Consider the following 10,897-nt stretch of genomic DNA (forward strand, 5'->3'; position numbering starts at 1 on the left):
CCGCCGGCGCGGCCCTGGCCGGCGTCGCGGCCAACCTCGTCGGTTTCGCGCAGGGCCTCAGCGAAGAGACCGCCAAGGCCGCCGGCCTGTGGGTCGCGCTCGCCCTCCTGCCGCTGGGGGTGGTTGCGATCTGGCCCGCCCGCCGGCTGGCGGCGTCTTCCCCGGACGCTCCGCCTCCGCTATAAGCCCGCCCGATGACGCGGACCGCGCACCACCACGGCCACCACCATCCGACCTGCACCCGCGGGATCGGCCGGAGCCGCTTGGCCTAAAGCGCACCGCCCGACGCCCCGCCTGAAGCGGATGGGGCGTCCTGAGTTTCCAGCCCCATCCGTCGCCCTCGAGACCGCCAGAGGATCCGACGATGACCGCCCCGACAGACCCCGCCGCCGCCTTGCCCGACGAGGCCCGCTCGTCTAAGCGCCCGGCCATGACCAGCGACCGGCCCCTCGCCCGCGCCCCGCGCGGCTTTATCGACCGCAGGGCCCGGGACCTGACGGCCGAGCGGACCATCGTCGAGCGGATCGTGCCGGTCTACGAGCGCTACGGCTTCGAGGCCCTGGAGACCGGGGCGCTGGAGTACGCCGACGCCTTGGGCAAGTTCCTGCCCGACGCCGACCGTCCCAACGAGGGCGTCTTCGCTCTGCAGGACGACGACGGCGAGTGGATGGCCCTGCGCTACGACCTCACCGCCCCGCTGGCCCGCTTCGCCGCGGGCAACTGGGACGGGCTACCCAAGCCGTTCCGCCGCTATGCGGTGGGCACGGTATGGCGCAACGAGAAGCCCGGTCCCGGCCGCTTCCGCGAATTCGTCCAGTGCGACGCCGATACGGTCGGCTCGGCCCGGCCGGAGTCCGACGCCGAGGTGATCGCGCTGATGGCCGAGGGGCTGGAGGCCATCGGCCTTCCGCGCGGCCAGGCCGTGGTGAAGATCAACAGCCGGCGGCTGATGAACGGCCTGCTGGCGGCGGCCGGGGTCACCGATCCCGGCCAGACGTTGGGCGTGCTGCGGGCGGTCGACAAGCTCGACCGGCTCGGCCTGGACGGCGTGAAGCTGCTGCTGGGCGAGGGCCGCAAGGACGAGTCCGGCGCCTTCACCAAGGGGGCTGGGCTGCAGGCCGCCGCCATCGACCGGGTGCTGGCCTTCGTCTCCGCGGGCGCCGAGGGCCGGCCCGAGACGCTGGACCGGCTGGCCAACGTCATTGGCGGCTCGGCCGAAGGCGACGCCGGCCTCGAGGAGCTCGGCAAGATTCACCAGGCGCTGACCGCGCTGGGCGTCGGCCCCGACCGGGCGGCCTTCGACCCGGCGATCGTGCGAGGCCTGGAGTACTACACCGGCGCGGTCTTCGAGGCGGAGCTGCTGCTTCAGACCTTGGACGAGAAGGGCCTGCCCGTCCGCTTCGGATCGCTCGGCGGGGGCGGTCGCTACGACGACCTGGTCGCCCGCTTCACCGGCGAGCGGGTTCCGGCCACCGGCTGCTCGTTCGGCGTCTCGCGCCTGGCGGCGGCGCTCAGAGCCGCGGGCCGCGACCCGGCGGCCGAGCAGCGCGGCCCCGTGGTGGTGATCGCCTTTGATCAGGCCCGCATGGCCGACTACTTCGCCATCGCCGGCGAGCTTCGGGCGGCGGGGATCGCCGCGGAGGTCTATCTCGGCGGCTCGGGCATGAAGGCGCAGATGAAGTACGCCGACCGGCGGCTCTCGCCGGCCGCGGTGATCGTCGGCGAGGACGAGCTGGCGGCCGGCACGGTGACCATCAAGGACCTGGACCTCGGGCGTGAGCTGGCTTCGAAGGTGGCCGACAACGCGGCCTGGCGGGCCGAGCGGCCAGGCCAGCAGTCGCTGCCCAGGGCCGAGCTGGTCTCGGCCATCCGCCGCATCCTGGACGCCCGCGCGTGAGGGCCGAACCGCGCGTCCCGGCGCAGGCGCTGGCCGCCATCCGCGCCCCGTTCATCGAGGCGGGCGCGGAGCGGGTTGATCCGCCCATCCTGCAGCCGCTGAGCCTGCTGCTCGAGCTGGCCGGCGAGGCCCTTCGCGCCCGGCTATTTGTCGTCCAGTCCGAGGGCGGAGAGGAGGCCTGCCTTCGCCCGGACTTCACCGTCCCGGTCGCCCGGCTGCATCTGGCCTCCGGCGCCGCCGAGGGCCGCTATTTCTACGAGGGCACGGCGTTCCGCGCCGCGCCCGAGAGCGCCGACCGGCCAGAGGAATTCCTGCAGGTCGGCCTGGAGATCTACGAGTCCGGAATGGCCCCAGCGGCCGCAACCGACGCCGAGGTCGCCGCGCTGGCGTGGCGGGCGGCCGCCGCCGGCGGGCGCAAGGACCTAACCCTCTGGCTCGGCGACGTCGGGCTGTTTGCGGCGCTCATCGACGGGCTGGGCTTGGCGCCGAGCCTCGCCGCGCGGATGCGCCGGGCTGCGGCGCGGCCCCGGCTGCTGGCCGCCGAGTTGGCGCGGGCCGGCGCTGCGCCTGAGGCGACCCAGACCGGCGCGCTCGCCGCCCGGCTCGCGGGCCTTTCAGAGCGTGAGGCGGCGGCCCTGCTGGAAGAGATCTGGGCGCTGGCCGGCATCGAGCGGGTCGGCGGCCGTGGGCCCGCGGAGATCGCCCAGCGGCTGGTGCGCAAGGCCGAGGCCGCCCAGGCGCCGGCCCTGACCCCGGCCCAGGCCGACGCCGTCAAGGCCTTCCTCGCCATCGCCGCGCCGCTCGACCGGGCGCTGGAGGCGGTGGACGACATCGGCGGCGAGGCGCCGGCCATCTCGGCGGCGCTCGGCGGTTGGGCCGAGCGGGTGGAGCGGCTGCTCCGCGCCGGCGCGCCGGTGGACCGGCTGTGGTTCGCTGCCGGCCTGGGACACACCTTCGACTATTACGACGGCCTGACCTTCGAGGTGCGCTCGGAGGCTCTCGGCGCCGAGCGGCCGGTGGCCGTGGGCGGGCGCTACGATTCCCTGCCGGCGCGCCTGGGGGGCGCGAACGGAACCCGCGCCGTGGGCGCCATGGTGCGGCCGTGGCGGGCCTTTGCAGGAGGCGAAGCATGACCGAGCCCCTCATCCTCGCCGTGCCCTCCAAGGGGCGGCTGAAAGAACAGGTCGAGGCCTGGCTGGCGGACTGCCGGCTGGACCTTGCCGCCGCGGGCGGCTCGCGCGGCTATCTGGGGGCCTTGAAAGGGCTGCCGGAGGTGCAGGTTCGCCTGGTCTCGGCCGGCGAGATCGCCGAGGCGGTCGACGCGGGCGACGTGCACTTGGGCGTCACCGGCGAGGACCTGCTGCGCGAGCGCGGCGGCGACGTCGAGCAGCGGGTCCTGCTGCTACGCCCGCTGGGCTTCGGCCGCGCCGACCTGGTGGTGGCCGTGCCCAAGAGCTGGCTGGACGTGGACGACATGGCCGACTTGGAGGAGGTGGCCCACGACGTGCTGGCCCGCACCGGCCGGCGCATGCGGGTGGCCACCAAATACCTCGTCCAGACCCGGGCCTTCTTCGCCCGCCACGGCGTCGCCGATTACCGGATCGTCGAATCGGGCGGCGCGACCGAGGGCGCGCCGGCGGCGGGCGCGGCCGAGCTGGTGGTGGACATCACCACCACCGGCTCCACCCTGGCCGCCAACGGGCTGAAGGTGCTGGCCGACGGCGTCATACTGAAGAGCCAGGCGCAGCTGATGGCCAGCCTGCGCGCGTCCTGGAGCGCCGACCAGCTGCGGACCGCCGAACGCTTCCTGCGCGTCGTCGAGGCCCGCGCCGCCGCCCTGCAGACCGCAAGCCTGGTCTGGCCGGGCGGACCGGACGGCGAGGTCACCCGCGATCGGCTGCCGCTGGGCGAAGTGGCCGCGGCCGCCGCGGCGCTCACCGCCAAAGGCGTCGGGCCGGTGTCCAGCTACCGCTCCGACTTCGTCTTCCAGACGGATTCGCCATCATTTGATGCGCTGAAAGGCATAGTTTTGACGTGAGTGTCGGAAAGATGGCCCGAATTGCTACGGTCGCGGAAAACTGTTGGCTGACCTGAGCGGGGGCCGTTGACTCAGGCAGAAAATTGCCGTTTTGTAATCGGGCGAGAGACATGACGGCGACGAAGTCCGAAAGTCTCCGGCGTTTCGGGGAGGAAACGCCCTCTTAAATTGAGCGACGGCTCAAAGTCGGCCCGCTGCGATTATCCCCCGCAGCGGGCCTTCTTCTTTTCAGCATTGTCGCGGTTTTGACGGCAGAGTCAAAACATCCCCCGCCCCCACGTTTCGTCATCGCCGGGCTCATCCCGGCGACCCAGCCCGTTGCGGCAGGTCCGTCACGTCAGGATGGCGGCCGGCCATGAAGCCGAACGCAAGTTTGGGCGCACAATGCGAAACGGCCGGCCCTTGCGGGCCGGCCGTCGGAACGCGCTTCAGCTGAGTGGCGCTACCAGATGCGCACGCGCTGCTCAGGCGGAATGTACATCTTGTCGTCGGGCTTGACGCCGAACGCCTCGTACCAGGCGTCGATGTTGCGCATCGGCAGGTTGACCCGCGCCTCGGGAGGCGAGTGGGGGTCTGCGACCAGCAGTTGGCGCATGGCGTCCTCGCGGTACTTGCCGCGCCACACCTGGGCCCAGCCGAGGAAGACACGCTGGTCGCCGGTCAGGCCGTCGAGCACCGGGGCCGGCTTGCCCTTCAGCGAGATGCGGTAGGCGTCCAGGCCCATCAGCAGCCCGCCAAGGTCGGCGATGTTCTCGCCCATGGTCAGGTCGCCGTTGATCTTGGCGCCGGGCAGGATCTCCACCGCCGCGTACTGCTCGCCGAGCTTCTTGGCCTGCGCCTGGAACTTGGCCGCGTCCTCGGCCGTCCACCAGTCGGTCAGCCGTCCGTCGCCGTCGCTCTTGCGGCCCTGGTCATCGAAGCCGTGGGTGATCTCGTGCCCGATCACCCCGCCGATGGCGCCGTAGTTGATGGCCGGATCGCCGTTGGGGTCGAAGAAGGGCGGCTGCAGGATGCCAGCCGGGAAGACGATCTCGTTCTTGGTCGAAGAGTAGTAGGCGTTGATGGTCGGCGGGGTCATGCCCCACTCCTCATCGTCCACCGGCCCGCCCAGACGGCCGACCCGGAAGGCCCAATCGAAGGCCGCGGCCCGCTCCACGTTGCCGTAAAGGTCGTTGTCCGTGACCCGAAGGCCCGTGTAGTCGCGCCACTTGTTCGGGTAGCCGATCTTCACGTTGAACTTGGCGAGCTTGTCGTGGGCCTTGGTCTTGGTCGCCGGGCTCATCCAGTCGAGCCTGTCGATGCGCGCCTTCATCGCCGCTTTCAGGTCGGCGACCAGCTGCTCCATCTTGGCCTTGCTCTCCGGCGGGAAGTAGGCGGCGACGTAAGGCTTAGCCAGCGCCTCGCCGATCTGTGCGTCGACGAGCGAGACGCCCCGCTTCCAGCGCGGCCGCTGCTCCGGCTGGCCGGACAGGGTCTTCTGGCGGAACTCGTAGAAGGCCTGGTCGAAGTCCTTCGACAGGTAGGGCGCGGCGTTGTCGGCCAGGTGGAAGGCCGACCAGGCCTTCAGCGTCTCCACCGGCGTGGCGCCGTAGATCGCTGCGATCTTCGGGAAGGCGGTGTTCTCGGAGGCGATCACCCGCTTCACGCTCCCCAGGTCCGCGCCTTCCATGAACGCGCGCCAGGAAAAGCCCGGCGCGAAGGTCGCCAGCTGGTCCACGTCGTACGGATTGTAGGTCTTGTCGTCGTCGCGCCGCTCGGCCCGGGTCCAGGAGACCTTGGCGATCTCGGTCTCGAGGGCGAGGATCTGCTTGGCGGCCTCGGCGGAGTTCTGCCAGCCGGACAGGGTCAGCAGCTTGGTGATGTACCCGACGTACTTCTCCCGCTGCGGCGCGAACCGTTCGACGAGGTAGTAGTCGCGGTCCGGCAGACCCAGGCCGGCTTGGCCGAGGTAGACGGTGTAGCGCTCGGGCTCCTTGGCGTCGTCATAGATCGAGGCCGAGAAGACCGAGCCGCCGAAGCCCTTCATGGAGGCGCCCATCAGGCGGGCGATGTCGTCGCGGGTCTTGGCGGCGCGGATGGCGGCCAGGTCCTGGGCCAGCGGCTTGGCGCCTAGGGCGTTGACGCCGGCCTCGTCCATGAAGCTGCGGTACATGGCGGCGATCTGGGCCTCTTCGCCCGCGGCGGCCTTGTTGGCGGCGGCCTTGTCGAGCACCGCGCGCATGCGGTTCACCGACAGCTCGTTCAGCGCGTCGAACACGCCGAACCGCGAACGGTCGGAGGGGATCTCCATTTTCGCCAGGTAAGCGCCGTTGGAGAACCGGAAGAAGTCGTCCCCGGGCTCGACCGTGCGGTCCATGCCCGAGATGTCGAAGCCCCAGGTCCCCATGCGGGGCGCTTCGGAGAGCTGCGGTCCGGCGCCGCCGCCGCCGGCGGTGTCGGCCTGCAGCAGGCCCGCATGGGCGCGGTCGAAAGCGGCCGCCGGCTGGGCGGCGATGGCAAGTGCGGCCGCAGCGGCGGCCCCGAGCCAATAGGTCTTCATGAAGAAAAACGCCTTGGATGATGCATAGTTGGGGCGGACCATGCCTCGTCCGGCCCCAACTCCGCTCATTACATTTTTGTTAGGTCGCGGGCGCCGCGAGCGATTTCAGCGCCATCTCTTTCACCGACCGATAGTCGAGCTTGCCGTTCGGGGCGCGCTCCACCGGGGCCAGCACCAGCTCCCGCGGCGCCTTGTAGTCGGCGAGGATGGATTTCACGTGGCCGGCGATCTCCTGCAGGGTCGGCGCCTTGTCGCCCACGAAGTCGACGACCGCGCAGATCCGCTCGCCGAAGCGGGGGTCCGGCACGCCGACCACGGCCGCGTCACGCACGCCGGGGAAGCGCTTCAGGGCCTCTTCCACCTCTTCGGGGAAGACCTTCTCGCCGCCGGTGTTGATCACCTGCGAGCCGCGCCCCAGCAGGGTGATGGTCCCGTCCGCCTCGACGGTCGCCCAGTCGCCGGGCACCGAGTAGCGCTGGCCCTCAAAGACCCGGAACGTCTTGGCCGACTTCTCCTCGTCCTTGTAGTAGCCGATCGGCGTGTAGCCGCCGACCGCCAGCAGGCCGCGCTCGCCCGAGCCCGGCTGAACGCGGCGGCCGTCCTCTGTGAACACCGCGGCGTTGGCGCCGACCGCGAACTTGGCGGTTTGGGCCGGAGCGGCGGCGTTGGCCATCGAGCCGGCCAGACCCGGCGCTTCGGACGAGCCCAGCGAGTCGATCAGCGTCACCTGCGGCATGTGCCTCAGCAGGCCTTGCTTGTTCTCGGCGCTCCACATCGTGCCGGAGGAGACGATGCGCAGCAGGCTGGTCAGCTTCCAGCGGCCGGGGTTGGCGTCGAGCGTTTCCAGCATCGGCGCGGCGAAGGCCAGGCCGACGATGATCAGGCCCGATACGCCCAGCCGGTCCACCTCGTCGAACAGCTCGACCGGATCGAACTTGCGCGAGGGCAGCACGGCCACGGCGGTCCCGGCGTTGAGCGCCCCCAGCGAAATGTACTGCGCCGTGGCGTGCATCAGCGGGGCGACCGCCATGGTCACCGCCTGCGGCGCGCCGCTGGCGACCGCCGCCTTCACCCGCTCGCCGGCCTCGGCGACGGTCTCCAGCGGGCCCAGGCCCAGCAGCAGGTTGGCCCCGCCGCCGAGGCTCTTGAACAGGTCCTCCTGCCGCCACATCACGCCCTTGGGCATGCCGGTGGTGCCGCCGGTGTACATCATCAGGATGTCGTCGCCTGAGCGGCCCCAGGGCGCGACCACCCTGTCGGCGCCGGGCGAAGCGATAGCCTCGTAGTCCTCGGCCCACTCTGGGATGGCGTGGCCGGCCTCGGGAACCGCCAGCCACAGCTTCACCTTGGGCAAGCTGCCCCGCACCTTGTCGGCGGTCGCGGCGAACGAGGCGTGGAACACCACCACCTCGGCGTCGGCGTTGTCGAGCAAATAGGTCAGCTCTTCGCCGCCGTAACGGTAGTTGATGTTGAACGGCGCCAGGCCCGCCTTGAAGGCGGCGAAGTAGGTCTCGAGGTATTCCGGGGCGTTGTAGAGGTAGGCGCCGACCTTGGACTGATGGGAAACGCCGGCGTCCAGCATCCGGCGGGCCAGCGCGTTGGCGCGGCGGTCGAAGTCCCGGTACCGGACCACCTTGTGGCCCTGGATCAAGGCGGGGCGGTCCGGCGCGGCCGCAGCGACGCTCTCCCACAGGTTGGCGTAATTCCAGGCCTCCATCGGCGCCTCCAATACTTAAAATAATGAGGCGCATAGACCGCAGGCCTGCGCCTCAAGTCAACGCGCCCTCAGTGGTTGTGAATCGAGCCTGGGCGCTCGGGCGGGGCGGCCGTTCCGACGACGATGTCGGCCTTCACCTTGACCCCGCTGGCGAAGGTCAGGGTGGCCGGCACGTGCTGGCCCGCCTTCAGCGGCCGGGCCAGGCCGACCAGCATCAGGTGCTGACCGCCGGGGGCGAACTTCGCCTCGCCGCCGGCCGGGATGACCAGCTGGCCGACCGGCTGCATCCGCGATACGCCGCCCTCGGTCACCGTCCGGTGCATCTCGACCTTCTTCGCGGCGGGGGTCTCCACCTTCACCAGTGTCTGGGCCTGCTTGCCGCGATTGCGGATGGTCATGTAGCCGGCCCCGGTCATCCCGGCGGCGGCCGGCCGGCTCCAGGCCTGCACCACCTCCAGGCCGCCGGGCATGTGCGCGAGGGCGGGGGCGGCGAGAGTGGCCGCGGCGAGGGCGGCCGTGAGAATGAGCGTGCGCATGGTGCGTGTCCCTTAGTGGCTGTGATGGTGGCCGCCGGCTGCGGCGGGCGTGAGGCGAAGGGTGGGCGCCGGCCGCGGGGGGCGGTCCGGACCCGACGGCCTCTGGTCCCAGAGGACCTGAGCGGACCCGCAGGTCTGGGTCACCGGGAAGGTGAGTTCGCCGGCTTCGGCCGGCAGGCGGAACATGACCGCGAACTCGTCGAACTGGCCCTCCGGAAGCTCGCCTTCCCATGTGATGGCGCTCACCGCCGCTCCCTCGCGGACGATGGAGAGCTTCCAGCCCGGCTTCGGCTGGGGCCGGGCTGCCGGCATACCCGGAGGAATCGCAATGCTCAGCCTGGTGGTGGCCTGGCCGTCGCAGCCGTGGCCCACACGGAAGCGGACCACCTGGTAGGCGCCTGCCTTCGCCTCGGCAGGGTCGGCCACGACGTGAGCCGCAGCGGGAGTGGCGGCGAGCGCCGCGAGCGCGGCGAGACGGGTCAGTAGCGCCATGACAGGCCTCCAAAGACGGCGCGGCCCTCGCCGGGGAAGAAGACGGAGGTCGAGACGCCGGGCCGGCTGGCGTCTGTGACCGCGTTGAAGTTGGACACGTAGCGCTCGTTGGTCAGGTTGCGCGCCTCGAGGAAGACGGAGAGCCCGTCCGGACGCGTCCAGCCGCCTGCGATCCCTGTGAGGGTGTAGCCCGGCGCCCGCAGCGTGTTGGCGTAGTCGACGAAGGCGCCGCGGGGCACCCACTCGAGGTTGGGGGCGAGGAACCAGCCGCCGGGATGCTCCCACCGCAGCTCGGCGCGGTAGAGGTGCTCAGGAACGATCGGCAGCCTCCCGTGGCCGTAGACCCGATCCCCGTCGAACCGGAAGTCCGACCAGGCGTAGGTCTGGCGCAACCGCCAGCCGCGACCTAGCCTCAGGTCGACTGCCGCCTCCACTCCTCGGTGGACAGTCGGGCCGGCGTTGAAAGTGGCCACCGGAATCTGCGGCGTGACCTGGAACGTCAACAGCTCGTCCTCCACCTCCGCGCGATAGAGGATGATGTCCCACAGGGCCGGCCCCTTGCGGCCGCGGGTCCCGACTTCAAAGGTCCAGGCCGACTGCGGCTCGACGGGCGTGAAGGCCGGGAAGGGCCCGGTCTGGACGAGCGCGGAGAACGGCGGCGGCTCCACCGAACGCGTGAGGTTGGCGAACGCCTGGACCCCGCCCTCGCCTTCCCAGAGCAGTCCGACCCTGGGGGCGAGCCACTCGAACGACTTGCTGCGCAGGTGGTCGGCGATCCGCAGGTTCACGTACTCCCGGTCGGCGCGGGCGAGCCCGCCGCCCCCGACCAGGGCCAATTGGTCGGTCACGAACAGCCGCCCCTCGGCGAAGAGGTGGACCTCCCGTGCGTTCTGCCGCGACTGCGCCGTCAAGGGGCCGCGGGAGGATGCCAGGTTCACCCACTGTCGCGCGTCGAGGTCGCCCTGGCGGATCGCGGCGCCGGCGAACAGGTCGGCGCGCCGGCCGCCGAACTGTCCTTCCCAATCGAGGCGCAGATATGCGCCCAGGTTGCGGCTCTCCTGGTCGATGACCTGGAAGATCGGGTGGTCCAGGTCCTTCCAGGTGGCGTAGGCCGCCGCTTCCAGGACGGCCCCCTCTGCGAGCCGCCAGCGGGCCTGCAGCGTGGCGCGGACCGCGCGCATGTTGCGCTGGTAGTCGCCGGAGATGTTCGCCGCCGCCGCCATCTTCGGCGCCTGCAGCGCCTGCTGAAGCGTCAGCGAGCCGGGGATCTCCTGTTCGACGTTGTGGCCGCTGAGGGTCAGCCGCCCCTCGCCATCGTCGCCGAACGAGCGGCCGAAGCTGGCGGTGAGATGTTTCGCCGTCTGGTCGCTGTGGGCGCGCCAGCCGTTGGCGGTGATGGCGGTCGCGCCGACGAAGGCGTCCACCGCGTCCCATCGGCCTCCCCATTCGGCATGCGCCCGCAGCGTCCGCCACGAGCCGCCGTCCACGCGCAGGCGCCCGCCCTCGGCCGTGCGACCGGTTGGGCTCACATAGTTCACAGCCCCGCCGAGCGCGGCCGCGCCGAACCGCAAGGCGTTGCCGCCCTTGTAGACCTCGACGTACCTGGCGAGCAGCGGATCCATCAGCTGGAAGTCGCCGGAGCCGTCCGCCTCGTTGAACGGCACGCCGTCCTGGGCCA

8 protein-coding genes and 1 pseudogene are annotated in these 10,897 nt (G+C 71.2%); 4 read left to right on the forward strand and 5 right to left on the reverse strand.

Features of this window, described 5'->3' with window-relative positions:
* The 4 genes and pseudogenes from VHK87_RS08365 to hisG all read left to right on the forward strand — a co-directional run.
* Nucleotides 1-185 (forward strand): annotated as a pseudogene (locus VHK87_RS08365) (MFS transporter); the annotation flags it as partial.
* A 245-nt stretch (nt 186-430) separates the two neighbouring features.
* Nucleotides 431-1,897, forward strand: a complete 1,467-nt coding sequence (gene hisS / locus VHK87_RS08370) for a histidine--tRNA ligase (protein WP_414694133.1) — start codon at nt 431-433, stop codon at nt 1,895-1,897.
* Nucleotides 1,894-3,030, forward strand: a complete 1,137-nt coding sequence (locus tag VHK87_RS08375; RefSeq protein ID WP_329634445.1) for an ATP phosphoribosyltransferase regulatory subunit — start codon at nt 1,894-1,896, stop codon at nt 3,028-3,030. The genes hisS and VHK87_RS08375 overlap by 4 nt, the downstream gene beginning before the upstream one ends.
* Nucleotides 3,027-3,935 carry an ATP phosphoribosyltransferase gene (gene hisG, locus VHK87_RS08380; protein ID WP_329634446.1) on the forward strand — a complete coding sequence of 303 codons (909 nt, stop codon included), beginning with the start codon at nt 3,027-3,029 and terminating at the stop codon, nt 3,933-3,935. The genes VHK87_RS08375 and hisG overlap by 4 nt, the downstream gene beginning before the upstream one ends.
* A 442-nt stretch (nt 3,936-4,377) precedes the next feature.
* On the opposite strand, the gene VHK87_RS08385 is transcribed toward hisG, so the two are convergent.
* From VHK87_RS08385 to VHK87_RS08405, 5 genes are all read right to left on the reverse strand, one after another.
* A complete protein-coding gene (locus VHK87_RS08385) occupies nt 4,378-6,474 on the reverse strand; it encodes a M13 family metallopeptidase (RefSeq protein WP_329634447.1) in 2,097 nt (698 codons plus the stop codon).
* Nucleotides 6,475-6,553: 79 nt separating this feature from the next.
* Nucleotides 6,554-8,191 (reverse strand): AMP-binding protein, encoded by a 1,638-nt coding sequence (locus VHK87_RS08390; RefSeq protein WP_329634448.1) that lies wholly within the window; start codon nt 8,189-8,191, stop codon nt 6,554-6,556.
* Nucleotides 8,192-8,259: 68 nt separating this feature from the next.
* Nucleotides 8,260-8,727, reverse strand: a complete 468-nt coding sequence (locus VHK87_RS08395) for a copper chaperone PCu(A)C (protein ID WP_329634449.1) — start codon at nt 8,725-8,727, stop codon at nt 8,260-8,262.
* 12 nt (nt 8,728-8,739) lie between these two features.
* Entirely contained in the window at nt 8,740-9,219 is a 480-nt protein-coding gene (locus VHK87_RS08400; RefSeq protein ID WP_329634450.1) for a YcnI family protein, read from the reverse strand.
* The coding region (locus VHK87_RS08405; RefSeq protein ID WP_329634451.1) for a TonB-dependent receptor family protein at nt 9,207-10,897 on the reverse strand (1,691 nt) is incomplete at its 5' end. The genes VHK87_RS08400 and VHK87_RS08405, both read right to left, overlap by 13 nt.

Origin of the sequence: Phenylobacterium sp. (assembly GCF_036263695.1) — a bacterium.
Classification (GTDB): Bacteria; Pseudomonadota; Alphaproteobacteria; order Caulobacterales; family Caulobacteraceae; genus Phenylobacterium.

Coding starts and splice junctions, on each gene's coding strand:
- hisG (WP_329634446.1), top strand. CDS start 3,027: ATGACCGAGCCCCTCATCCTCGCCGTGCCCTCCAAGGGGCGGCTGAAA.
- VHK87_RS08395 (WP_329634449.1), bottom strand. CDS start 8,727: ATGCGCACGCTCATTCTCACGGCCGCCCTCGCCGCGGCCACTCTCGCC.
- hisS (WP_414694133.1), top strand. CDS start 431: ATGACCAGCGACCGGCCCCTCGCCCGCGCCCCGCGCGGCTTTATCGAC.
- VHK87_RS08390 (WP_329634448.1), bottom strand. CDS start 8,191: ATGGAGGCCTGGAATTACGCCAACCTGTGGGAGAGCGTCGCTGCGGCC.
- VHK87_RS08385 (WP_329634447.1), bottom strand. CDS start 6,474: ATGAAGACCTATTGGCTCGGGGCCGCCGCTGCGGCCGCACTTGCCATC.
- VHK87_RS08400 (WP_329634450.1), bottom strand. CDS start 9,219: ATGGCGCTACTGACCCGTCTCGCCGCGCTCGCGGCGCTCGCCGCCACT.